The sequence below is a fragment of the Nocardia sp. NPDC050435 genome, assembly GCF_040655395.1.
In the GTDB taxonomy this organism is placed as follows: domain Bacteria; phylum Actinomycetota; class Actinomycetes; order Mycobacteriales; family Mycobacteriaceae; genus Nocardia.
Genome location: NZ_JBFAJW010000007.1, coordinates 364,236 through 388,220, shown reverse-complemented (window position 1 = coordinate 388,220; position 23,985 = coordinate 364,236). Strand labels below are relative to the sequence as shown.

The following is a 23,985-nucleotide window of genomic DNA, read 5'->3' as shown; positions in this document are numbered from 1 at the left end:
AGCTCACCCGAGGGCGATCGAGGCCCCGCCGGAGAACGGCGAATCGTGCAGCGCCAGCCGGCTCGGGGTGACCGAGTCCGGGATATCGAAGACCAGCTTGCCCGTGGCGGATTCGCCCGGCTCCAGCTTGATCGTGTTGCGGTGCTTGCCGTTGCCCTGCAGGAACGTCGCGAGCAGGTGCGGATCGAGCTGATTGCCCGCGCTGTCGAACAGCTTCTGCCCGAAGGGCGTGAACCATTTCGCCTCGTCCGCGATATTGCGCACGGTCAGCGTCACGATGAGGAACGAACCCGTCGCCCGCTGCGACCCGACCTTCGGCACCCCGGATTCGACACCGGTGACCTCGAACTCGAACTTGCCGTCCCGCACGGCGGACCCGGCGGGCGCGATCTCGGGCCCCGGTTCCGGTTCCGGCCCGGGCTCGGAGATCCCGGGCGGATTCGCCACCGTGGCACCGCCGCTGCCCGTGTCACTGCTGCTGGCCAGCACGGCGAAACAGCCCGCGGCCAAGGCGAAGGGAGCCAGGCACAGCGCGATCAGGGCGTAGATGGTCTTCCGGATGATGCCGCGCTTGCGCCGTCGGGCCGGTGGTCGCGCGGGTGGCGCGTAGCCCGGGCCGCGGGACGGCCATCGTTGACCACGCTGCCGTACAGGCGTGGACGGCCTTCCCGATGCCGCAGGCGGTGACGCTGTTCCGGGCCGGGCAGCCGCCGCACGCCCAACTGCCGCAGGCAGCGCTGTTCCGGGCCGGACAGCTGCCGAACTTCCAGCTGCTGTCGGCCGCCCCAACTGAACCACCTGTGCAGGCCGGGCTCCCGTCCCCGGGAGCGCCGCTTGAACCGGCGGCGCAGGCCGAACTTGCTGCGCCGGGCCAACCGGGCGCGGCGCGGCGGCTCGCCGACGCAGATACCACCGCCGCTCGGGCTCGACCGCAGCCGATCGCGCGGACTCGTCTTCCCTGGACGCCTGCGTTCGTCCCACCGCGCTCGGCCCGGACGAGACCTCGGCCCCGGGCGCTGCCACCGCAGCGCCTGCGATCTTGGTCTGCACCCGTGTCTCGACCCTGGTCGGATGCGGGCCCACCACCGGCAGCCGCTTCGTCGGATGGTGCGCCCGGCGGCCGTCTTTCGCGAGCACGGCCGCGGCGGCGAACTCGCCCGCGGTGGCGTAGCGGTCATCGGGGTCCTTGGCCAGGCCCCTGGCGATGACCTCGTCCAGTGCCGCGGGAATGGCCGAGTTACGGGCGCGGGCGCGGGGTGGGGCGGCCATGAGGTGGGCGTGCATCTGCTGGGCCGCGTCGGTGTCGCCGAACGGGCGAGCGCCGGTGAGGCATTCGTAGAGCACGCAGGCCAGGGCGTAGATGTCGGCGCGGCCGTCGGCGGTGCCGGTGAAGCGTTCCGGCGCCATGTAGGCCAGGGTGCCGATGGCCATACCGGTGGCGGTGAGCGTGCTGGCGCCCAGGCTGCGGGCGAGACCGAAGTCGATGAGGTAGGCGAAGCCGTCGGGGCGCACCAGGATGTTGGACGGTTTGATGTCGCGATGCACCAGGCCGACCCGGTGCGCGGTGTCCAGCGCGCCGGCGATCTGGCCGATGATGTCGATCGCCGTCCCCACCGGCAGCGGGCCGCGCGCCACCTGTCCGGCCAGATCGGTGCCCTCGACGAAGGCCATCTCGATGAACAACCGGCCGTCGATGGCGCCGTGGGCGTGGATCGGCACGATGTGCGGGTCGCGCAGCGTCGCCGCGAGTTCCGCCTCCCGGGTGAAGCGGGTGCGGTAGTCGGCGTCCCTGGCGTGCTCGGCGGCAAGCAGTTTCACGGCGACCCGGGTGCCGGTGCTGGTGGCGGCGAGCCACACCTCCCCCATCCCGCCCTTGCCGAGCAGCCGTTCCAGCCGGTAAGGGCCGAATTGAACAGCGCCCATGCGTGAATCCTCCCGGTGCTCGATGCGGCCGAGATCCGCTCACTCAGGACCACAACGCGGGCCCGGCCTCAATCGGAGCCTAACCCCGGTAGGTCACAGCGGATAGCACGAACACCTGTGACCTGGCCGACGCGATCACCGGTTCGGCTTGGGCTTGCCGTTCCCCTGGCCGTGGCCGTTCCCGTGGCCACTGTTGTCCGGCTTGTCCTCGTCGGCCTGCGGCCGCTGCACGGGCACCAGCACCGGCGACCAGATCGCGATCTGCCCGCCGATCTCCGTGCACGACAGCCGGACCCCGTCGGCCGAGGAACCCTGGATGTCGAAGACCGGATCGCAGGGCTGCCCGATCGCGGGAAGCACCGGCGCGGTCGAGCGCGGCAGCGGCGTGGACGTCGGCGCGGCGGACACCGGCGCGTGCGGTGCCTGCGGCCGCGCCGAGGTCGGCACGACCGCGGGCGCGGAACCCACCGGAACCGGCACCCGGACGGCCGGCGACTCCGAAACCGTTGCCGCGACACCGCTCCCGCCGACCGGGCCCCGGCCGGACGACCACGACACCGCCACGACCACTGCGAGCAGTCCGACCGCGACACCGCAGAGCATTCGCTCACGGACCGTAAAGCTCTGCACCCAAGCCTGTTTCGTCGCCCCAGCCGGAACCGGTACGACGTGCACTTCGGTCTCGGGAGTGCTCTGCGCCGACCGGTATTCGGCGCGGCGGGCCGCCGCGAAGGGCGCGACCGCCGTCCCCAGCGCGGCGACCGCCGAAAGCTCCGCCAAGCCGATGGCCTGCCGTGCCGCCGCCGCCAACTCCCCGGCGCTGTCGTACCTTTCGCCGGGCCGCTTGGCCATGCCCCGGGTGATGACGGCGTCGATCGCCTCCGGCACCGCGGGATTCAGCTCCGAGGCGCGCGGCGGGCTCTCCTGTAGATGCGCGTGCAGCTGCTGCGCCGGGTCGGTGTCGCCGAACGGCCTACGCGCGGTGAGGCATTCGAAGAGCACGCAGGCCAGCGAATAGACGTCACAGCGCGCGTCCCCGGTCGCGGTGAAGCGTTCCGGCGCGAGGTAGGCCAGGGTGCCGATCACCCGTCCGGTGCCGGTGAGGGCGGCCTGCCCCGCGCGGTGCGCGGTGCCGAAATCGATGAGATAGGCGAAGCCGTCGCGGTCGATCACGATGTTGGACGGTTTAACGTCGCGATGGACCAGCCCGGTGCGGTGCGCGGCGTCCAGCGCGGCCGCGATCTGGGTCACCAGTTCGACGGCGACCGCCGGCGTCATCGGCCCGCCGCAGGCCAGCAGCGTGGCCGCGTCAGCGCCCTCGATGAGTTCCATATCGATGTAGAGCCGGTCGCCGAGATCGCCGAAGCGGTGGATCGGCACCACGTGCGGGTTGCGCAGCGCCGCCGCCACCTGCGCTTCGCGTTCGAACCGCTGCCGGTAGCGCGGGTCCCAGCTCAGCTCCGGCGCCAGGATCTTCAGGGCGACAAGGCGTTCGGTCTCGGAGTCGTGCGCCAGCCACACCTGTCCGGTGCCGCCGCGCCCCAGCGGGCGCTGCAACAGATAGGGGCCGAAGGACATGTCCCCCATGTCTGAACTCCTCGCGCCGACCTCACGAAGGAGCTACCCGCTCGCGGGTAATCCACGCTTCGCTGTCAACGCTACCTACCGCGAATCCGGCACACCGGCGCTTTCGCCGACCTGGTCACGGGGATGTGGCGCTAGCCTTTTCCTATGAGCGAGGTTCCCGAAGTCCGCATCGGCACCGCCGAGCGTGAGCAGGCGCTGCAACGTCTCTCCGAGCATTTCGCGGCCGGGCGGCTCAGTGTGGCGGAATTCGACGAGCGCAGCGCCGTGGTGGCCAACGCGCGCACCCGCGGTGAGCTGGAGCCGCTGTTCGCCGATCTGCCCGCCGAGCAGGTCGAGCTCACCAAGACGCCCGCACGGGACAAGTCCGGCTTCCTCGACGAGTGGTCGGAGCGGGTGATGGCCGCGGTCCCGATCGTCGCCGTCATCCTGTTCTTCGTCACCGGAAGCTGGCTGTGGTTCCTGGCCATCCCGCTCTGCGGCGCACTCCTGTTCGGCTCGAAGCACAGTGGGAGGAACTGATGGAACCCATCGAGATCAACGCGGGCAACTGGTATCTGCGCGCCCTGCGCGCCGACGAGCGCATCGATGACCGCCCGGCCCTGGCCGCCGGCGGCATCACCGACCCCGACTACGTCTCCCGCCGCTCCACCCAGTGGGACAACGAGATCCACTACTCCTGGGCCGTCTGCGAGCCCACCACGGCGGAAATGGTCGCCGAGATCGGCGTCACCCCGACCGCCGAGGGCGAGGCCGAACTCACCGGCTGGGCCCGCGAGGGCTACGACGAAGCCCTGCAGGCGGGCCTCACCACCGTCCGCCGCTTCGCCGAGGGCGCCCTCGGCCTGCGGATACCATGACCTCATGGCGATCCCGCACCCCGAGCCGCCCGACCTCCCGGAGTACCTGACCTGGGAGCAGTTGGAGCGTCTACCGGAGGAGATCGCCGAACAGATCGAACTCTGGGATGGCCGGGTGGTGTGGTTGCGCCGCGGCCCAGGAGAACACCAGACGTTCACCCGCCGCCTCACCAACGAACTGGAACGCGCGGCACGCAAGTCCATGGCGGCCGAGCCGGAACACTGCTGGCGGGTGAACCTCGAAACGAACGTATTCATGAGTCCGACCGGCAAGTCGAACTTCCTGACGCCGGATTTCGTGGTTCATCGCTGTCTCGACGGCCCCTACCAGGACCTGCGTGCCGCGGATGTGGAACTGGTCGGCGAGGTGCTGTCGCCGTCCAACACACAATCCGATCTGGAAGCCAAGAAAGGGCGGTACGCGAGCGTCGGTATCCCCTGGTACTGGGAGGTTTCGCTCGATCGCGACAGCAGTGCCATCGCAATGGTGCGCGCCTACGCGCTGGAGTTGGAGCACGGCCGTCTGGCCGCCGGCGTGCGGCCGCTCCGCGCGGCGAACTATCTCGCGGTCAGCGAGTGGACACCGGCGGACCCCGCCGGGATCGAATTCGCTTTCCCGTTCCCGATCGCAATTCCCTGGTCCGAGCTGGAGTTCTGAGCGTCAGCGCATGACGCCGGTGTGGCCGGTGGAGTAGCGGCCGGGCTGGGGCCAGAGGGTGAGGCCGTGGGGGCCGCGGCCGACGGGGATGCGGGCGAGCAGGGTCCAGGTGGTGAGGTCGATGGCGTAGACCTCGCCGTGGTGGCGGCCGGAGACCCAGAAGGTCTTGCCGTCGGCGGAGATATTGCCCATGTCGGGGCTGCCGCCGCCGGGGAGGAACCATTTGTGCACGAGTTCGTCGCGGGCGAAGTCCCAGACCGAGATGCTGCCTTCGTGGCGGTTGGTGATCAGCATCTGCTTGGAGTCGCGGGTGACGTAGAGGCCGTGGGCGCCGTGGCCGGTGGGGATGAAGCCCTTGCTCTCGAAGGTCCGCGCGTCGAAGGTGTAGAGCCCGTTGGCGACCATGTCGGCGACGAAGAAGGTCAGGCCGTCGGGTGCGAGTTTCACGTCCTGCGGCTTGTCGGAGCGACTCGGCAGATCGATGGTGCGCACCACCGAGCGTTTCGCGACGTCCAGCACCAGCATCCGCCCGATGAATTCGCAACTGGCCAGGGCGAACCGGCCGTCGGCGGTGAAGTCCATGTGGTCCACGCCGGCGCAGTCCGGGACGGCGACGGCGTGCTTCTTCTCCCAGGTGCGCGGATCGTAGAAGTCCAGGGATTTGTCGGCCTCGGCGACGACCAGGGCGTACTGACCGTCGGGCGTGTAGTACATGTTGTAGGGGTCGCGTACCGGGAACGGCTCCCCCGCCGCGCCCGTCCGCGGATCGATGGGCCGCAGGCTGCCGCCGCCGATCGGCATGTCGTTGGTGACGTACAGCGTCTGCATGTCGTAGGCGGGCACGACGTGCTGCGGCTCGCTGCCGCCGGCGTCGAAGGTGTCGATCACCTCGAAGGTCGCCGGGTCGATGACCGACACCGTGTGCGATTCGCTGTTGGGGACGTAGACCAGCGTCCGATGGTCCGCCACCGAGGGATGCAGTTCGCGATTGGCGGCGTAGACGTCGGTCGGCGACAGCGGCGGCGGCATGCCCGGCAGCAGGTCGCTCATGTGCGCGGGCAGGGCGGTGGCCGGCGTGGCTACCGCCGAGCGTGTCGCGTCGGCGGCCGATCCGGAGGCGCCGCCGCAACCCGTCGCCGCGGCCAGCACGGCGACCGCGCCGAGGGTCATCGTTGCACTACGTCGAGGCACGCGCGGCAGTGTGCGCGAAGGACGAGACGACATGGGTGCGAAGCGTACCGACGGAGCGGGTCGACCCCGCTCCGCCGGGCCGAGCGAACTCGAGGCAAATAGCTGTCAGAGGCTGTACAGCACCCGATCCAGCGCGTCCACCGCGGCGTCCAGCTCGGCGACGGTGACCGTGAGCGGCGGCCGGAACCGGATCCCGCGCTCCCCGGTGCCCAGGATCAGCACGTGCTCCCGCTCCCGCAGCGCCGTCACCATCTCGTCGCGCAACTCCGCCGAGGACAGCGTGATCGCGCACATCAACCCGCGCCCGCGTGGCTCGGTGACCCGCGGGTGCGCGGCCGCCAGCTCCTCCAGCCGGCGCAGCAGATGCGTGCCGAGCTCCCGGGACCGCTCGATCAGCCGATCCCGTTCCAGCACTTGCAGAATCCGCCGGACGCGCACCATGTCGGTGAGGTTGCCGCCCCAGGTGGAATTGAGCCGGGAGCTGACCGCGAACACGTTGTCGGGCACCTCGTCGACGCGGCCGCCGGCCATGACGCCGCAGACCTGGGTCTTCTTGCCGAACGCGACGACGTCGGGTTCCAGCTCCAATTGCTGGTAGGCCCAGATGCTTCCGGTCATGCCGACGCCGGTCTGCACCTCGTCCAGGATGAACAGCGCGTCGTTGTCGTGGCAGAGCCGCTGGATCGCCCGCAGGAATTCCGGCCGCAGGTGCCGGTCGCCGCCTTCGCCCTGGATCGGCTCGGCGATGAAACACGCTATGTCGTGCGGGTTTTCGGCGAAGGCGCGACGCGCCTGCTCGAGGGCGTGTTGCTCGGCGAGTGCGACGTCGCGGCCCTCGGTCAGGTACGGGGTGTCCAGCCGGGGCCAGTCGAACTTGGGGAAGCGGGCCGTCTTCACCGGGTCGGTGTTGGTCAGCGACATGGTGTAGCCGGTGCGGCCGTGGAACGCGCCCGTCAGGTGTAGCACCTTGGTGCCGAGTTCGGCTGGGCGGCCGTGGCTTTCGTTGTGCCGGCTCTTCCAGTCGAACGCGATCTTGAGCGCGTTCTCCACCGCCAGGCCGCCGCCGTCGATGAAGAACAGGTGCGGCAGCCGCGGATCACCCAGCACGCGCGCGAAAGTGTCCACGAAGCGGGCCATTTCGACGGTGTAGATGTCGGAGTTGCTCGGCTTGTTCAGGGCGGCGGTGGTCAGTTCGGCCCGGAACTCGGCGTCCTCGGCCAGGGCCGGGTGGTTCATGCCGAGCGCGTTCGAGGCGAAGAAGCCGAACATGTCCAGGTAGGTGGTGCCGTCGCGTTCGTCGACGAGGCGGCAGCCGCGCGAATTCGCCAGATCGAGCACCAGGTCGAAGCCGTCGGCGAGGATGTGCGCCGACAAGATCTCATGTACCCGGGTAGCGGGGGTGACCGCACCTCGGGTTCGCTCCATTTCGAGGGTCACACCCCGTAGCGTACGTAAAAAATCCGTCAGGATCTATGACATTCAGGATTAATTATCGCCAAACCGTTATCTGTCGTAGAATGTCTGCAGAATGATGGTGCTTCGAGTTCTGACGTTGGCGGTCGCCCTGATCTCCTGCAGCAGTTGCTCCAAGTGCCGCGGGGAGGCCACCCGCACCAGCAACACGTAACTTTCGTCACCGGCGACCGAGTGGCAAGCCTCGATTCCGGGGATATGTTGCAGGACGGCCGGGGCGTCGTCGGGCTGCGAGGGGTCGAGAGGAGTGATCGCGACAAATGCCGAGAGCAGTTGGCCCAGTGCCTCCGGGTCGACGTGCGCGCTGTAGCCGCGAATCACGCCTCGAGCTTCGAGCCGCCGCACCCGGGATTGCACCGCGGACACCGACAAACTGGCCTTCTCGGCCAGGTTCGACAGGGTGGCCCGGCCATCGGCCATCAGTTCACGAATCAGCAGTCGATCAGTGTCATCGAGTACGGGTCTTGCCGGTGTATCCGCCATCAGGGAAGGCTAACCCGGCGGACGCGACTCGGGGCGCGAAAGAGCGACTGCGCGACAGAAGGCTACAGCGGAGCAAACGATGACAAATACCATCGGTGATCAGCTCACCAAGGAACTGTCCGAGCGCGCGGCGGCACTGCTGCGCAGGTTCGGCGCCGAAACCCCGGCACCGGGGGAACTGGCCGCGCGCACGCCGATCACCGGCGGCGTGCTGCTGACCCTGCCGGCCGATTCGCTCGACACCGTCGACGCGGCGATCGCCCGCGCCGACAACGCGTTTCGCGCCTGGCGCACGGTGCCCGCGCCGGTGCGCGCCGCCCTGGTGCGCCGGCTGGCCGAATTGCTCACCGAGCACAAGGCCGAACTCGGCGAACTGGTCACGCTCGAGGCGGGCAAGATCGGGCCCGAGGCCCTCGGCGAAGTGCAGGAAATGATCGACATCTGCGAGTTCGCCCTCGGGCTCTCCCGCCAGCTCTACGGGGCCACCATGCCCTCGGAGCGTCCGGGCCACCGGCTGATGGAGACCTGGCACCCGCTCGGCGTGGTCGGGGTGATCTCGGCGTTCAACTTCCCGGTCGCGGTGTGGGCCTGGAATACCGCGCTCGCACTGGTCTGCGGTGACACCGTGGTGTGGAAACCCTCGGAGACGACACCGCTGACGGCGCTGGCCTGCCACACCCTGCTGCGCCGGGCCGCCGCCGATGTCGGCGCGGATCCCGAAGTGCACCAGCTGATCCAGGGCGACGCCGCCGTGGGCGCCCGGATGGTCGAGAACGAACGCGTCGCCCTGGTGAGCGCGACGGGTTCGGTGCGGATGGGCAAGATCGTGGCGCCACGAGTCGCGGCCCGGTTCGGCCGCTGCCTGCTCGAGCTGGGCGGCAACAATGCGGCGATCGTCACCCCGTCCGCGGACCTGGAGCTCGCCGCGCGCGGCATCGTGTTCGCCGCCGCGGGCACGGCGGGGCAGCGCTGCACCACGCTGCGGCGGCTGATCGTGCACGCCGACGTGGTCGGCCCGCTGCTGGACCGGATCGCCAAGGCCTACGACCAACTGCGCGTGGGCAATCCCCTCGACGACGGCGTGCTCGTCGGGCCGCTGATCAACCGGCGCTCCTTCGACGCCATGCAGGACGCCCTGCGTCGCGCGCTGGCCGACGGCGGCGAATTGGTCTGCGGCGGAGCCCGGGTCGACGATTTCGGCGACGACGCGTTCTACGCCCGCCCCGCCATCGTCCGGATGCCGGCCCAGACGGCGGTGGTGCGCGAGGAGACCTTCGCCCCCATCCTCTACGTGCTGACCTACCACGATCTCGACCACGCCATCGACCTGCACAACGGTGTGCCGCAGGGGCTTTCCTCCTCGATCTTCACCGCCGACCAGCGCGAGGCCGAGCGCTTCCTGGCCGCCGACGGCTCGGACTGCGGCATCGCCAACGTCAACATCGGCACCTCCGGGGCGGAGATCGGCGGCGCGTTCGGCGGCGAGAAGCAGACCGGCGGCGGTCGCGAATCCGGTTCGGACTCCTGGAAGGCCTACATGCGCCGCGCCACCAACACGATCAACTATTCCGCCGATCTCCCCCTCGCCCAGGGCATCCAGTTCGGCTGAAACCCCCTCCCACCAGGCGATTAGGCACTATTGCCACCCCGTGTGTACTGTTGTTCTTACCGACGCGGGGTGGAGCAGCTCGGTAGCTCGCTGGGCTCATAACCCAGAGGTCGCAGGTTCAAATCCTGTCCCCGCTACTACGAAAGGCCCGTGTTCTCAGTGAACACGGGCCTTTCGCATGTCGACTGCCGTTCAGAACCTTTCGAGCTCGTAGAGACGGGTCCCGCTGGTGTCGTAGACGATCGCGTGGTCCGTGCCGCGGAACTCGATGCTGTACGTGCCGCGGTTGGGCGACTGGGTCACCACCAGCGAGTAGCGGCCCTGCGCATTCGGCTTCTGGGAGATGACGCAGGTCATCGGGCCACCGATGTCGAGAATGCGGCCCTGACTGTAGTAGAAGCCGTCGCACGGACCGCCGCTGGAGGTGAAGGTCTTCGTGCCGGTCGAGTCCGAAGCCGTCCAGGAGCCGACGATGGCGTCGGCGGCGGCCGTGCCACGGGCAGTCGAGCCGCCGCCCGGACTCGAGCTGCTGTGCCCGGCCGCGGGCTCCTGTGCCGCCGTGACGTCTTGCCCGGTTCCGCCGATCGCTTTGCCGATCAGGAGGGCCGCCAGCGCCAGCACGACGAGCATCCCGCCGAGAAAGGACCCGGGGTGCCGCTTGGCGAAGTTGACGATCTTGTTGTTGCTGGTCACGGTGACCGGACCGGCGACCTGCGCCCCGTCCATCGAAACGCCGGCGAACTGGTTCGTCTTACGCCGGGAGGCCGGCGGCGCGGGCGGCGGCGCCGCGGGCGTGACGGCGTCGCGGAGCACCGCTGCGAAGCTCGGATTCGCCGCGGCGGCTTCGTCGAGCGCGAACTGGGCGGCAGCGCGGGTCTGCGCGGTGACCAGCCCCGCGCGCGCCTCTCCGATCAGATTCGCGATCGCGGGATTGTCGCGTCCCAGTTCCGCGGTGACGATGTGCCAGACCCGATCGATCGCGAGGTCGAGAGCGGGCCCGGTGAGCCCGTTGATCTTCTTCCGCACCCGGTTCGCCTTGGGCAGTGTCCAGGCGATCAGCAATCCGACCACGAATTCCATGGGCTACCGGTCGCTTTCGGTATCGTCGCCGGGACGGAACCCGGACAGCGTGGGATCGGGCCGGTCACGCTTGTACGCGCCGTGGGTCCAGAAGCTGATGGTGCCCCAGATGCTCAGACCGCCCAGGGCTACGGCCACGAGGATGATCAGTGTTTCCATCGGAACTCACACGCTCCGTTCGGAAATCGTGACCCGGGCGCGCGGATCCTCGCGCAGGATCGCCGCCCGCACCTCGTGCATGAATTTGCGGTAGACGGAGTAGCCGTTCATGGTCTTCGGCGACAGCGGAATGAACATGTACGACTGCTGGGTCGTCTTGTAGGTGTCGATGTGGCTGCGGCCCGAGGATCCGCCGCCGGCGTCATCGATGGCGACGTGGAAGGTCATCAGTTCGTAGAACCCGCCCATGGCCCGGATCGAGAAGTTCGTCCGGCCGCGTTCGGCGCCTTCGAAACGCACCGCGCCGACACCGACCGTCTTCGCGGTGTCGCCGACGCTCTTGGTGATCTGGGCGAATCGGTCGGCCGGCAAATGGGTGGCCACCGAGATGTGGGAATCCGCGTACTTGTGTCTGCGGGACATGCAAGCTCCTGAAATGTGTACCGCGAAGCAGGTCGACCGACCCCTCGAAGCCGCACGAATCCAGGGGACTCGGCACGGATTTCACGATCGGCCCGCCTCGGCGACCCGGTGCCGTCGAACGACGACCAGTGGGCAGTTTCCTGAGGGTTCGGTTCGGCCCTCGGCATCCATGAGACAGTCCGGTGCACGTGATACGTCCGTTTCTCGCTCAGGTCAGATCAACGTCGTACGAGTCAGGGCCGCCGATTCCGGATACCGTGGCGGCGGGACGAACGGCGGTGGCGTAGGGAGGTGACGTTGAGTCGAGCAGACCCGCACGGCCTGGTGCCACCGGATCCGAGCCGCATCACCACCCGACGCGAGTTCGGGCGCGAACTGACCCTGGCCAGACGACGCAGCGGGCTGACGGTCCGGGAAGTCGCCACCCGGGTCGGCTTGCCGGCCTCCACCCTCGGTGGCTACTTCGCGGGCGCCCATCTGCCGGCTCTGCACCCGGGCGGCGTCTTCGTCACCTTGCTCGCGGTGCTCGGCATCGATCGAGCCGACGAGGTACGAGGGTGGTGGGAGGCCTACTGGCGTATCCGTGAAGGTTCGGCGGATACGACGGAATTGGATGAACCCGGCGACCCGGCGCGGCTGCTCGTGTCCACCCGCGCGCCGGTGGACCGGCTCGCGGTCGAGCCGCGCGTGCGCGGGCGTGACACCCTGATCGAACACCTCGACGAGTGCGTCGCGGGCAGTGCACGTACGCCGAGAGTGCATGTGCTGCAGGGGTTGAGCGGATCCGGCAAGAGTATGGTCGCGCTGACCGTCGCCCAGCACGCGTCGACCGCTGGAATTCCCACGTTCTGGATCGCCGGGGACAGCTCGGCGACGCTCGCCGCCGGAATGCACGCGCTGACGGTTCAACTCGGCGCCGCCGGCTACCTGTCCCAGGGCGGCAGCCCACCGGACGCACTCTGGCGCTGCCTCGGCGCGCTGCCGCACCGCTGGCTGCTGGTGCTCGACAACGTCGACGATCCACAGGCGGTCCTGGCCCTGCCCGGCGCCCGGATCGGCGATGGAACCGGCTGGCTGCGTCCGATCGACGGCGACCGGGGCATGGTCGTCGTCACGACTCGCGATGGCGACCAGGCGATCTGGCGCGCACCCGCGGCGCTGTGGCTGCGGATGCACCGCCTGGGCGGTCTGTCGCCCGACGACGGCGCCGAGGTGCTGGACGAGCTCACCGGCGCCGCCGACCCCGTCGCCGCGGCGGATCTCTCCGAGCGCCTCGGCGGGCTGCCCCTGGCCCTCATGCTGGCGGGCAGGTATCTGGCCGATTCACAGGACATTCCGAGCAGCCTGGGTGTGACGGCACTACCCCGGACGTACGAGCAGTACCGGGAAATACTGCAGCAGAGCGGCTATCGCGATCTGATGCCCGAGCACAGCCGCGGCGACGAACGCCTGACGGTCGAACACAGCTGGCGGATGTCGCTGGATCTGACCGTGCGCCGCGGTGTACCGCAGGCGAGCACCCTGCTCGGGACGCTGGCTTGCTTCGGCACCGAGGCGATCCCCTACGGTGAGCTGCTGACCGAGGAAGCACTGCTGAAGACAACGCTTTTCGGCGGAGTCGGCCCGATCGCGGTCTGGCAGGCACTGCGGGCGCTGGAGAACCTGGGGCTGATCACCCACGACCCCGATCGCGCGTCGCTCGAGCTGCACCCCCTGGTGCGGGACATGGCTCGCCGCGATGCCGCGGCCGGCGCAGCCGCGGAGGCCTACCTCGAGACCAGCATCGGCCTGCTGCGCGGGGCGTTGCGCAATGCGCACCCGAAATCACCGGCGGCATGGCGTAAATGGCGTGCGCTGCTGACACACTGCACGGCGCCGCTGGACCTGCTCGCGGTGCTGCCGACGGCGACCGCGGCAGTCCGGGCGGCCCTGGCACTGGGCGGTGACGCGGCGCAGTTCCTGCGCGCCAGCGGATTGCGCGACCAGTCCGACGGCACCTTCACACTGGTGCTGCGGCTGGCGGCCGACCGGCTGTCCGGCACCGATCCGCTCCGCCTGGACATCGAGCACAATTTCGCGCGGCTACGGTACGACCAAAGCCGATTTCGCGACGCCGAACAGCTCTACCGCAGCGTGCTCGACCGGCGCCGTACCGCACTCGGGCCGCAGCACCCCGACACCCTGACCACGCAGCACTATCTGGCTCGCACCCTGCGCCGGCTGCGCGGGTTCGAGGAGGCACGGCGACTGCTGCGCGAGACTTTCCAGAGTCGGCTGCGCATTCTGGGTCCCCGGCACCCCGACACGCTGACCAGTCAGCAGGGCATCGCCGACCTGCTCCGCGCCGAAGGCGATGCGGCGCAGGCGGAAGCGATGTACGCCCGAGTGCTCGCGGCACGCACGGATGTACTCGGCCCGGAGCATCCCTCCACCCTGTCGACTCGCCAGTACCGCGCCGAACTGTTGCACGCGCAGGGCCACGACCGCGAGGCCGAGACCGAACTGCGCCGCCTCTGGCCGGTGAATCAAAGTGTGCGGGGACTGGACCACCCGCGCACCCTCGCCGTGGGCGCCACACTGGTCGACGTGCTGCAGGACACGGGCCGATGCGCGGACGCGGTGGAGGTCGCCCTGGTCGTCGCGGTCGCCGCGCGACGGCTCTTCGGCGCCGACCACCCCACGACCGCCGTGGCTCACCATCGTCTGACCCTGCTCACGGACGTCGACCTCGACGCCGCCCCGGCCCCACTCGCATCTCTTCGATCGGAGACCCAATGACCGAGCGGTATGGCGGACTCGCCCCGGAGTTGCAGTCCGGGCTGGATCCGGAGGTGGCGGACGTGCTGGCGTCCTGGGCCGAACTGCACAACCGCTACTACACACTCGAACGCTGGCTGGTCAACGGTCGCAGCCGCCAACCGGTCGCCGTTGTCTGCGAAATCGACAGCCACACCACCAAGGCCACCATGCTGGTGCTGAAAGTGCTTTCACCGCAGACCGGTTCGCTGCGAACGATCGAGTTCGCCCGGCATCGCCAGGCCGAGCTCGAGCACTCGGCGTTCGCCGCCGCCCACCTGAGCACCTTCTTCCACGATGCCATCGCGGTACCGGCGAGCAATCGCTGGATCACCTTTCAGCGGATCGCCGCACAGAGCCTCGAGAACACCGAGGTACTGACCGCGCTGCTGCGCCGGATGATCGGCCTGACCGACGAGACAGAATCACCGGCTACCCGCGAGATCAGCTGCACACCAGGCATATTCACCGATTCTTGCCGGTCGATCGTGGCAGGTGTGCTCAACGAGTGGGCCGGACCGCCGTTCCTCCGGCCACAGCTGGAATGGCACCTGGCCGCCTTCTTCGAGCGGCATCTCTTCGATCAGCTGGAACCGGAGGGTCGACTCGGCTCCTGGGCACGCGATCATCCGACCGACCTGATCAGGGTCGAGGGCGAACCCGAGCCGCTGCCGAATCCGTTCGCCGTGGCCCAGGGCCGGTTGCTGGCCGAAGTCCGGCTCGCCCCGCTGCTCGGGCGCAGCCACGGCGACCTGCACACCGACAACGCCCTCATCCGGGTGCGGCCCCGGATCGAAGCAGCCGACTACTACCTCATCGATACCGCGCTCTACGAGAGCGCGGGACCGTTGACCCGCGATCCAGCGCACCTGCTGCTCTACGTCATCGCGCGCTCCATGGCGACGATCGCACCGCACCAGCAGAGTGCGCTGATCGAGTTGCTGCTCGATCCTGTCGGCGGACCAGCCGATCTGGTGCCCGGCTGGCTGGCGATGCTGATCCGGGGGTTGGAGGCCGAAACCGGTTCGTGGGTCGCCGAATCCGGGCTGGCGCAGCGCTGGCGGGAGCAGAACTATCTGTCGCTGGCGGCGTGCGCGCTGCTGTTCCTCGGACGCACCTCCACCAGGGATACGGACAAGCCGTGGTTTCTGCGGCTCGCGGCCCGGGCGGTCGCGAGGTTCGCCGCGGAGCGCGGTGTGCCGGTCGACGGGTCGGTGGCCCCGGCCGCCGAGATACCCGCACCGGGGACACCCTTGGCGGCCGCACCCGCCCCGGCGCCGCCCGCCTCACCACCGGCCGGTGGCAGCGACAATGGCAGAGCCGATCGCCGAAAGAAGGCTGCCAAGTATGACATTCGGATGAAGAACGCACGTGGCGTGCAGATCGGCGAGAACAATCAGCAGTTCAACATCGGGTGATCGCTACTGCGGCGCGAGCGTGATCGCGAAGGGGTCATAGGAGTCCACCGGCGGGGCGCACGTGCCATCGAAGCGGAACTTCGTCACCGCTCCCCACGCAATGGTCACGAGCCGGCCTTCGCAGGACCAGTCGGCGGCGTAGGTCTGGCCGTCGACGGTGCCGCCGTTGCGGCACGTCATGGTCACCGTCGCGCCCAACCGGTCCGGCAGCGTGCAATCCCAGGTGAAGAGCGACGTCGCGACGGTCTCCTCGCGGTGGTAGGCGAAGCCCTGAGCAGTCCGCCGCATCGTACCGATCAAGGTGGTGCCGCCGCTGGTGGGCGATGAACTCTGCATGACCCAGCTACCCGAGAGGTCCAGCGGGCCGGCCGGGGCGGAGGCTCGGGTCGTCGCGGGTGCCGCCGAGGTCGGACGCGCGGCCGGCGGTGATGTCGATGTAGGCGGCGGCGGGGCGCCGCCCCAGTCGGCGTGGTCGATGTCTTCGCCGCCCACCGAGCCGACCGCACGCTCGAACGGCAGCCCGGTCCCGCTGTCGATCAGGACGAGCCGACTCAACGCCGCGGCGCTCGGCGAGACCGCGCATACGCGCTCGACGTCGAACCCAGGCCACGGCTCGCCGGCGAAATCCGGCGCGTTCGGCAGCGCTGTGGGCAAGGTCAGCGGTGACCCACCGAGGCTGCGGAAGCGGGGAGTGCCGCGCTGGTCGACGAGAATCGCGGTGCCCGCCTGCAGGATCGATTGCTGGGCCACCGCGCGGCCCGCCACCAGAGCGTGGTTCGTCACCCGGAGATCGACCCGGAGCAATGCCGGGGTCAGCTCCCGCAGATACCGCACCAGGTCGGAGCCCGAGAGGTGCTTGCCACCCGACCAGGTGAGGGCGGTGTCGGCACTCAGCACACCTGCTGCCGTCCGCGCCTCGTCCGGGTGGGTGGCGTAGAACTCGGCGATCTCGTCCCGGTCGGTCAGCACCTGCCCCCGCGGCGCGCTGTAGAGGCCGGGCAGATCACCGGAATACGGTCTGGCAGCCGCCGATCCGGTGCTGCTCGGCAGTTCGACAACCGGCTGCGCGCCATCCGGTCGGTGAACGGCCGGCGGCGTCGGCATGAATGGGTTGGCGCCCTGCAGACCGCTGGGTTCGAGCAGGATCTCCGGCGGCCCGAGCGCGTCGTTCTTGCCCGTCAGCGCGACGGCGGCAGCGAACACGCTGGAGGCCGCGAGCAGGACGACCAGCACGGCGGCGAGCAGCCCCAGCCGGGTCAGGCGCAGGCTGGAATCCTCGTCGCGGGCGAAGAGATTGAACTGCACCCCGGCACCGACGAGCACCCCGTCGGAACTGCGCACTTCGGTCGCGTAATCGGGCGTCGGTCGCCGGTGCCCCGGGCCGCTGTCGTTGCTCACCTGGTGGCCGTTCCTGGTTCAGCGGGCCGGGCCGGGCGAGGTCGCGCACGACACACGCGGCCGTCCCCAGGCGTTGGTCGCATCGGACAACCGGCGCGTGTCGTACAACGTCAACCGGATCACCCCGGTGATGTCGATTTGGATCTCGGTCGGCGGATCGTTCGGGCCCACCTCGGCCGAGAACAGTTCGCGTTCATCGCCGATCACCACGAAGCGCCCGGTTCCGCCGCCCGAGGAATCGGTGTTCTTGCCCACCGCGGCCTCGAACCTCGTGCACTTGCCGCCGATCGCCCAGACCGCCTTGTTGTTCTGATCGGTAGCGCTGGACTGATACCCGCCGACGATGCCCGCCGGAAACGAGGCCGCACCGATTCGGACCGGATCGATCGGATCGAAACCGTTGTTCCAGACGACGGCTCGTAGTCTCGTCAGGTCGTACCAGATCGGAGCCGGAGCGGTCGTGCGCGCGGCGGTGGTCGTCGGTGGCACCGGACCGGGTGCCGCGATCGGGACCGCTTCGGAAGTGGTGGTCACACCGGCCGAATTCGGCGAATCGCCACCGTTGCGCGTCGCCCAGAGCGCCGCACCGGCGATAGCCGCGACGACCAGCACCACCACACCGACGACCACGACCGGCGTTTTGCCGGGCTGGTGGAAGTGGTTGATCTGTGTGCCGTCGTCACCGAGTAGCAGGCCCTTGCCGTGGTCCGCGGTGGTTCGGTACTTCTGTTTCCGGGGCTTCTCCGAAGACCGGTGCTGGTCCGGATTCATGCTCACTGCGGCGCCCATCCGTCTCTAGGCCGACAAGGTTTCGATCGGTACGCACGGCGCGGGAAATCTGGTCCGCTACCGCTCAGGATTATGGACCTCCCGATGCCTTTCCGGCACCGAAATCCGCCGCGCAGATCGAATATCCGGTGACGGTGTTGTCCGAGGTCGTACGGATCGCGCGACCGGTTCCGCACCGAATTTCGGTGAGTTAGTAGCGCTAGTGAACTTACTCGCTTACGCTGCTGGACATGACGGAGTGGCAGCCGACGGCGTGCATCCTGTGTGAGTGCAATTGCGGCATCCAGGTGTTGCTCGGGGCGGATGGGCGGACGTTCGAGAAGATCCGGGGGGACAAGGCGCATCCGGCGTCGGCGGGGTACACCTGCAACAAGGCGCTGCGGCTGGATCACTATCAGAACGGGCGGACGGGGCGGGTAAAGGCTCCGCTGCGGCGGCGGGCGGATGGTGAGTTCGAGGAAATCAGCTGGGAGACCGCGATTTCCGAGATCACCGCGAAACTGCAGGAGATCGGGCTGCGGCATGGCGGGGAGTCGATCTTCTATTACGGCGGGGGCGGGCAGGGGAATCACCTGGGCGGGGCGTACGCGCCGGCCACGATGGCGGCGTTCGGGATGAAGTATCGGTCCAGTGCGCTGGCGCAGGAGAAGACCGGGGATTTCTGGGTGGGGGCGCGGATGGCGGGGCATCCGATGCGGGCCGACGTGGAACATGCCGAGGTGGCGTTCTTCATCGGCAAGAATCCCTATCAGTCGCACGGGTTTCCGCGAGCGCGGACGGTGCTCAAGGAGATCGGGCGTGATCCGGAACGGTCGATGATCGTGCTGGATCCGGTGCGCACGGAGACCGCCGAGCTCGCGGATTTCCATCTGCAGCTGCGGCCGGGGACCGATGTGTACCTGCTCTCGGCGATGGCCGCGATCCTGGTGCGCGACAACCTGATCGATGAGCCGTGGCTGGCCGAGCACGCCGAGGGCGTCGAGGAGGTCCTGACCGTCCTGCGGGCCGTGCCGATCGAGAAGTACTGCGCTATCGCCGATGTCGAGCTGGCGTTGGTGACGGCCGCGACGCATCGCTTGGCGCGGGCAGAGTCGGTCGCGGCGCTCGAGGATCTCGGCGTGCAGATGAACCGGTACTCCACGGTGGTCAGCTACGTGGAAAAGCTGGTCTGGCTGCTGACCGGGAACCTGGGCAAACCCGGAACCCAGTACGCCTTTACGGGTTTGGCCGCCCTCGGCCATGATCGCGGGCACCCGGCGGGCGAGGGCCCGCGCAGCCCGGTGGCCGGCGCGCCCATCATCAGCGGGCTGATCCCGGCCAATGTGATCACCGAGGAGATTCTCACCGACCACCCGGCGCGCTATCGGGCGATGATCGTCGAGAGCAGCAATCCCGTGCACTCGCTGGCGGATTCGGCGCGCATGCGCGCGGCGCTGGACGCGCTGGAGCTGGTCGTGGTGATCGACGTGGCGATGACCGAGACCGCGCGCCAGGCCGATTACGTGCTGCCGGTGCCCACCCAGTTCGAGAAGTACGAGGCCACGTTCTTCAACTTCGACTTCCCGCGCAACATCTTCCACCTGCGCCACCCGGTGCTGCCCGCTCCGGCGGGAGTGCTGCCCGAACCCGAGATCCATGCCCGGCTGGTGGAAGCCGCGGGCGTGCTCTCCGAGGCCGACTACGCGCCGCTGCGGGCGGCGCTGGAACAGGGCCGCGAGACCTTCGCGATGACCTTCCTCGGCATCCTCGCCGATCCGCGCAAGTCGAAACTCGCGCCGGTCCTGCTGTATCGCACGCTCGGCCCCACGCTGCCGGACGGCGCCGCCGCGGCCGCGCTGCTGTGGGCGGCGGCTTACAACTGCGTGCGCAAATTCCCCGACAGCGTGGAGCGAGCCGGATACGGCACCGGCCTGGCCGCCGGTGAGCGGCTGTTCGAGGCCATCCTGACCGGCAAGCACGGCATCGTCATCACCGAGGACGAGCATGAGGTGACGTGGAGCCGCTTGCGCGGCAACAAGATTCAACTGCACCTCGCCGATCTGCTGGAGGTGGTGGCGACGCTGCCCGAGCCGCCGGGCCCGCCCGGCGACTGGCCGTTCGTGCTGTCGGCGGGCGAACGGCGCGCGTTCACCGCCAACACCATCGTGCGCGACCCGGCCTGGCGCAAACGCGACAGCGGCGGCACGCTCCGGATGAGCAGCGCCGACGCCGAACGGCTCGGGCTGGCCGCGGGGGATCTGGTGCGCGTCACCACCCGCCGCGGCAGCACCGAGGTGCCCGTCGAACCCACCGACCGCATGCGGCCCGGCCACCTGTCGCTGCCGAACGGCTTCGGCCTGTCGGTGACCGGCGCCGACGGCGCGACCGTCACCACCGGCGTCGCGCCGAACGAGCTGACCGAGTTCGACTCCCGCGACGAATGGGTCGGCACCCCGTGGCACAAGTACGTGCCCGCCCGGCTCGATACCGTAGGCGTATGAAACGCACTACCTTCGCCGGCTGGCCGTGCACCGTGGCGCGCACGGTCGATCTTCTCGGCGATTGGTGGACGCCGCTGATCCTGCGCGAGGCCTTCTACGGGTCACGCCGCTTCGAGGAGTTCGAGCGCACGCTCGGCCTGAGCCGCAATGTGCTGACCCAGCGCCTGACCCGGCTCACCGAGGAGGGGCTGCTGGAGCGGGTGCGCTACCAGGAGCGCCCGCCCCGCTTCGAATATCGGCTGACCGGCAAGGGCCGCGACTTCTTCCCGGTCATCGCCGCCATGATGCGATGGGGCGACCGCTGGCTGGCCCCGGAGGGCCCGCCGGTCGTGCTGCATCACGACACCTGCGACCACGACACCCACGCCGAGGTCGTCTGCGCGCACTGCCGCGAACCGCTGCGGCACGGTGCGGTCTCGACTCGTCTGGGTCCCGGTTTTCCCGAGCGGCACCGCGAAAGCGCCCTGGCGACCGGCCGGTTCGCCGACCCCTCCCCCGATGAGCTGGGCTGACGGCGAGCCGCGCCGTGTCGCGCGCGATCTTACCCGGAGGTCAGGTCGAGTCCGAACGTGTTGCAGCCGTGATCTTTCAGTGATTTAGTTTGCTGGAACCACTGTGCGATGGGGCAGCGCATGCCCGGGAGTAGGCAAGACATTCGGTGATCGGCAGTAAATTCGCCCGCATATCCCCGGCACATCTGAGCCGGACCGTCGGTGTCCGCACCCGGCTGCTGGCCATCGTTCTCATTCCGAGTATCGCGCTGCTGGCCACCGGCATCGGCGGCGCGATCTACCTGGTGCGCAGCGGCCAAAAAGCGAACGAGTGGGCGCAGCTGGCCGACGCGACGAGCAAGCCCATCACCCTGATGGTGCAGGGCTTCCAGGAAGAACGCCGCATCTCGCTACTGCACCTGGCCGGTGACGGCACCGCGATGGCGAACCTGCCGGCCGCGCGCAAGCAGTCCGACAGCGCGTTGGCAGCGGTGCACGAAAGCGCCAACGCCGCCCGCAAACTGCGGCCGGACACCAAGGACAAGCTCGACGACTACCGCAAGCTGTTCGACAAGCTGACCCAGCTGCGCGGCGCCATCGACGCCCGGATGGTCCCCACCCCCGTCGCGTTCGACGCCTTCAACAAGGTCATCGACAGCATCTCGCTGGTGGTGCTGCTGGCCGCGGAGATCGCACCCGACGCCAAAGTCGCGGTGGAGCTGTACAAGTCGACGCACCTGCTGCGCGCGGCCGAAGCCCTCTCCCGCGTCACCAGTCTCGGCTCGGTCGCGCTGCTCACCGAGCAACTGCCCGCCGCCCAGATCCCCGAGCTGGCCCGCTACATCGGCGACGCGCGCGGTGAGGTCACCTACCTGGGCTCGGTGCTGACCGGCGCCCGGCAGGCCGAGCTGAAGGAGATCACCTCCGGGCCGGACTGGCAGCGCAGCGTCGCGATGGAAAACGCGCTCGTGCAGCGCGGCCCGGTCGCACCCAAGGACGAGAGCAGCTCGCGCAGCAGCCGGACCAGCCGGACCGAGACCGCGCCGCTGCCCCTGGACGTCGCCGAATGGCAGCAGGTGGCCGGGCAGGTCCGCCTCGGGCTGCTGAAGGTCTGGACCGAACAGACCACCGACGCCCACGCCGCCGCCCAGAAACTCGGCGACCGGCTGGCCACGCGATCCCTGCTCGGCGGCGCGGCGGTGCTCGCGGTCACCCTGATCGCCTTCGCGGCCGCGCTGCTACTGGCCAACCGCTTCATCGGCCGGATGAAGCGACTACGCCGGGACACGCTGGAACTGGCCGACGAACGACTACCCGAGACGATCCGCCGGCTCAGCGGCGGCCAGGTGGTCGAGACGGACGCCGAGGTCTCCAAGCTGGAGTACGGCGCCGACGAGATCGGCCAGGTCGCCGACGCGTTCAATCGCGCGCACCACTCCGCCGTCGACGCCGCCGTCGCCGAGTCGAAGACCCGCGCCGGCGTGAACGCGGTGTTCCTCAATATCGCGCACCGCAGCCAGGTGGTCGTGCACCGCCAGCTGGTGCTGCTGGACAAGGCCGAGCGCGAGGAGGAGAACCCCGAGCGCCTGGACCTGCTGTTCCAGCTCGATCACCTGGCCACCCGCGCCCGCCGCAACGCCGAGAACCTGATCATCCTGGGTGGCGAACAGCCGGGGCGAAAGTGGCGCAACCCGGTGCCCCTGGTGGACGTGATCCGCGGCGCGGTCGCGGAAAGCCTGGACTACACCCGGATCCAGATCGGTCAGCTGCCGCAGACCCAGATCACCGGCAGCGTCGTGGCCGACATGATCCACCTGCTCGCCGAGCTCACCGACAACGCCACCGCGTACTCCCCGCCGGAGGCCAAGGTGGAGATCACCGGCAACCTGGTCGGCAAGGGCGTGGCGATCGAGATCTCCGATCAGGGCCTGGGCATGTCGGTCGAGGAGTTCGGCGAGCGCAACACCCTGCTCGCCAATCCGCCGGACTTCAGCGTCGCGGCGCTGTCCAGCGATGCTCGCCTCGGCCTGTTCGTGGTTGCCAAACTGGCTGTGCGACACGGTATCTCGGTGCGCCTGGCGGTCTCGGACTTCGGCGGCGTGAAGGCGATCGTGCTGATTCCGGTGGCACTGACCAGCAGCAACGAACTGGAGCCGAGCGCGAGCCGCCCGGCCCTGACCGGCGGCGCCGAATACGCGCTCACCGGGCAGGTGGCCGCCGTGGGCGCCTCCGGCAGCTTCGACGCCTTCGGCTCGGGCGGCATGATCGGCGGCGCCGAGGCGCCGCGGCGGACCAGCGGTCTGGCCCGGTCCGAGGCGTTCGGGCAGAGCGATCCGTTCGAACCGGCCGAAAGCCGGGACCAGAACCCGGGTTCCGGCGTGCGCGCGGGCCGGAACGCGATCCCGTCGGTGGCCACCGAGAACGCCCGCCATGCCGAGAACCCCGGCCGGCCCGCGAGTCCGGACCGCCCGGCCGAGCACACCGGGCTCGACCTGCCCGCCATCTCGAATCCGGCCGAAACCACCGGCCGCCACCAGAAGCCGGACCTGCCACGCCGCCGGCGCACCACCGAGGCCGCGGCCCGGACCACCCCGTCCCTGCCCGAACCCGCACCGGCTCCGCGCCAGCGCTCCGCCGACGAGGCGCGAAACCTGATGTCGGCCATCGAGAACGGCACCCGGCAGGGCCGCATGAACCGCGTCGAATCCGACCGGACCCCCAGCAATCCCGATCTCCACGAAGGGCGGTGGTGACGATGTCCGCGTCACGTAATCTCGACTGGCTGCTCGATGACCTGCTGCAGCGGTTGCCCGATGTCCGCGATGCCGTCGTGCTGTCCACCGACGGGCTGCTGCTCGGCAAGAGCAGCCCGATGGATCGGTCCGACGCCGAGCGCTTCTGCGCGATGGCCTCCACGCTGCACGGCGTAGCCCGCAGCGCCGGAACGCATTTCAACGCCGGCGGCGTCTGCCAGACGGTGGTGGAGCTGGACCGCGCGGTCCTGTTCATCACCGCGGCGGGCGCCAATGCCTGCCTCGCCGTCCTCACCTCGGAGACCGCCAATCTCGGCATGGTGGCCTACGAGATGAACCAGACGGTGCAGCGGGTCGGCACCCATCTGTCGGTCGATCCACGACCACAGACTCTCGATCAAGTGGGTTAGAGAAACC

20 protein-coding genes and 1 tRNA gene are annotated in these 23,985 nt (G+C 69.3%); 11 read left to right on the top strand and 10 right to left on the bottom strand.

Features of this window, described 5'->3' with window-relative positions:
• Window positions 1–3: 3 nt before the first annotated feature.
• Together AB0I43_RS23330 and AB0I43_RS23325 are read right to left on the bottom strand one after the other, a co-directional pair.
• On the bottom strand, window positions 4–1,923 hold the full coding sequence (locus AB0I43_RS23330; protein ID WP_356974021.1) for a protein kinase: 1,920 nt from the start codon (window positions 1,921–1,923) through the stop codon (window positions 4–6).
• Between the two features lie 135 nt (window positions 1,924–2,058).
• On the bottom strand, window positions 2,059–3,510 hold the full coding sequence (locus AB0I43_RS23325; RefSeq protein WP_356974020.1) for a protein kinase: 1,452 nt from the start codon (window positions 3,508–3,510) through the stop codon (window positions 2,059–2,061).
• 144 nt (window positions 3,511–3,654) lie between these two features.
• On the opposite strand from AB0I43_RS23325, the gene AB0I43_RS23320 reads away from it, so the two are divergent.
• The 3 genes from AB0I43_RS23320 to AB0I43_RS23310 are packed head-to-tail and all read left to right on the top strand — an operon-like array spanning window position 3,655 to window position 5,025.
• Window positions 3,655–4,029: a DUF1707 domain-containing protein gene (locus tag AB0I43_RS23320; protein ID WP_356974019.1), complete on the top strand. Its 375-nt coding sequence runs from the start codon at window positions 3,655–3,657 to the stop codon at window positions 4,027–4,029.
• A complete protein-coding gene (locus AB0I43_RS23315; RefSeq protein ID WP_356974018.1) occupies window positions 4,029–4,367 on the top strand; it encodes a hypothetical protein in 339 nt (112 codons plus the stop codon). Before AB0I43_RS23320 ends, AB0I43_RS23315 begins: the two co-directional genes overlap by 1 nt.
• 4 nt (window positions 4,368–4,371) lie before the next feature.
• On the top strand, window positions 4,372–5,025 hold the full coding sequence (locus AB0I43_RS23310; RefSeq protein ID WP_356974017.1) for a Uma2 family endonuclease: 654 nt from the start codon (window positions 4,372–4,374) through the stop codon (window positions 5,023–5,025).
• A gap of 3 nt (window positions 5,026–5,028) precedes the next feature.
• On the opposite strand, the gene AB0I43_RS23305 is transcribed toward AB0I43_RS23310, so the two are convergent.
• The 3 genes from AB0I43_RS23305 to AB0I43_RS23295 form a co-directional block, all read right to left on the bottom strand.
• Window positions 5,029–6,216: a hypothetical protein gene (locus AB0I43_RS23305; protein WP_356974016.1), complete on the bottom strand. Its 1,188-nt coding sequence runs from the start codon at window positions 6,214–6,216 to the stop codon at window positions 5,029–5,031.
• Between the two features lie 105 nt (window positions 6,217–6,321).
• Complete coding sequence (lat, locus tag AB0I43_RS23300) at window positions 6,322–7,641, bottom strand: L-lysine 6-transaminase (protein ID WP_356974127.1); 1,320 nt, start codon at window positions 7,639–7,641, stop codon at window positions 6,322–6,324.
• Between the two features lie 78 nt (window positions 7,642–7,719).
• Window positions 7,720–8,172, bottom strand: coding sequence for an Lrp/AsnC family transcriptional regulator (locus tag AB0I43_RS23295; RefSeq protein ID WP_194817557.1), 453 nt, complete (start codon window positions 8,170–8,172; stop codon window positions 7,720–7,722).
• Window positions 8,173–8,251: 79 nt separating this feature from the next.
• Between AB0I43_RS23295 and AB0I43_RS23290 the strand changes: the two genes are divergently transcribed.
• Both AB0I43_RS23290 and AB0I43_RS23285 read left to right on the top strand, forming a co-directional pair.
• Complete coding sequence (locus AB0I43_RS23290) at window positions 8,252–9,781, top strand: aldehyde dehydrogenase family protein (RefSeq protein ID WP_356974015.1); 1,530 nt, start codon at window positions 8,252–8,254, stop codon at window positions 9,779–9,781.
• Between the two features lie 63 nt (window positions 9,782–9,844).
• Window positions 9,845–9,918, top strand: a tRNA-Met gene (locus AB0I43_RS23285).
• A gap of 55 nt (window positions 9,919–9,973) precedes the next feature.
• Here AB0I43_RS23285 and AB0I43_RS23280 read toward each other — a convergent pair.
• From AB0I43_RS23280 to AB0I43_RS23270, 3 genes are read right to left on the bottom strand one after another with little or no spacing between them, the layout of a single operon-like run.
• Window positions 9,974–10,861: a hypothetical protein gene (locus tag AB0I43_RS23280; RefSeq protein ID WP_356974014.1), complete on the bottom strand. Its 888-nt coding sequence runs from the start codon at window positions 10,859–10,861 to the stop codon at window positions 9,974–9,976.
• A gap of 3 nt (window positions 10,862–10,864) precedes the next feature.
• Window positions 10,865–11,020, bottom strand: coding sequence for a hypothetical protein (locus AB0I43_RS23275; protein WP_356974013.1), 156 nt, complete (start codon window positions 11,018–11,020; stop codon window positions 10,865–10,867).
• 6 nt (window positions 11,021–11,026) lie between these two features.
• Window positions 11,027–11,443 (bottom strand): hypothetical protein, encoded by a 417-nt coding sequence (locus tag AB0I43_RS23270; RefSeq protein WP_356974012.1) that lies wholly within the window; start codon window positions 11,441–11,443, stop codon window positions 11,027–11,029.
• A gap of 297 nt (window positions 11,444–11,740) precedes the next feature.
• Between AB0I43_RS23270 and AB0I43_RS23265 the strand changes: the two genes are divergently transcribed.
• Window positions 11,741–14,221 (top strand): tetratricopeptide repeat protein, encoded by a 2,481-nt coding sequence (locus AB0I43_RS23265; RefSeq protein WP_356974011.1) that lies wholly within the window; start codon window positions 11,741–11,743, stop codon window positions 14,219–14,221.
• Window positions 14,218–15,657: a hypothetical protein gene (locus tag AB0I43_RS23260; RefSeq protein ID WP_356974010.1), complete on the top strand. Its 1,440-nt coding sequence runs from the start codon at window positions 14,218–14,220 to the stop codon at window positions 15,655–15,657. The genes AB0I43_RS23265 and AB0I43_RS23260 overlap by 4 nt, the downstream gene beginning before the upstream one ends.
• Window positions 15,658–15,660: 3 nt before the next feature.
• On the opposite strand, the gene AB0I43_RS23255 is transcribed toward AB0I43_RS23260, so the two are convergent.
• Together AB0I43_RS23255 and AB0I43_RS23250 are read right to left on the bottom strand one after the other, a co-directional pair.
• A complete protein-coding gene (locus AB0I43_RS23255; RefSeq protein ID WP_356974009.1) occupies window positions 15,661–17,055 on the bottom strand; it encodes a DUF6777 domain-containing protein in 1,395 nt (464 codons plus the stop codon).
• An 18-nt stretch (window positions 17,056–17,073) separates the two neighbouring features.
• Window positions 17,074–17,826, bottom strand: a complete 753-nt coding sequence (locus AB0I43_RS23250; RefSeq protein ID WP_356974126.1) for an NPCBM/NEW2 domain-containing protein — start codon at window positions 17,824–17,826, stop codon at window positions 17,074–17,076.
• Window positions 17,827–18,074: 248 nt separating this feature from the next.
• Between AB0I43_RS23250 and AB0I43_RS23245 the strand changes: the two genes are divergently transcribed.
• The 4 genes from AB0I43_RS23245 to AB0I43_RS23230 all read left to right on the top strand — a co-directional run bounded on the left by AB0I43_RS23245 (window position 18,075) and on the right by AB0I43_RS23230 (window position 23,978).
• Window positions 18,075–20,324, top strand: a complete 2,250-nt coding sequence (locus AB0I43_RS23245) for a molybdopterin-dependent oxidoreductase (RefSeq protein WP_356974007.1) — start codon at window positions 18,075–18,077, stop codon at window positions 20,322–20,324.
• A complete protein-coding gene (locus AB0I43_RS23240) occupies window positions 20,321–20,836 on the top strand; it encodes a helix-turn-helix domain-containing protein (protein WP_356974006.1) in 516 nt (171 codons plus the stop codon). Before AB0I43_RS23245 ends, AB0I43_RS23240 begins: the two co-directional genes overlap by 4 nt.
• Window positions 20,837–20,982: 146 nt before the next feature.
• Window positions 20,983–23,568, top strand: coding sequence for a nitrate- and nitrite sensing domain-containing protein (locus tag AB0I43_RS23235; RefSeq protein ID WP_356974005.1), 2,586 nt, complete (start codon window positions 20,983–20,985; stop codon window positions 23,566–23,568).
• Entirely contained in the window at window positions 23,565–23,978 is a 414-nt protein-coding gene (locus AB0I43_RS23230) for a roadblock/LC7 domain-containing protein (RefSeq protein WP_356974004.1), read from the top strand. The genes AB0I43_RS23235 and AB0I43_RS23230 overlap by 4 nt, the downstream gene beginning before the upstream one ends.
• Window positions 23,979–23,985 lie beyond the last annotated feature (7 nt).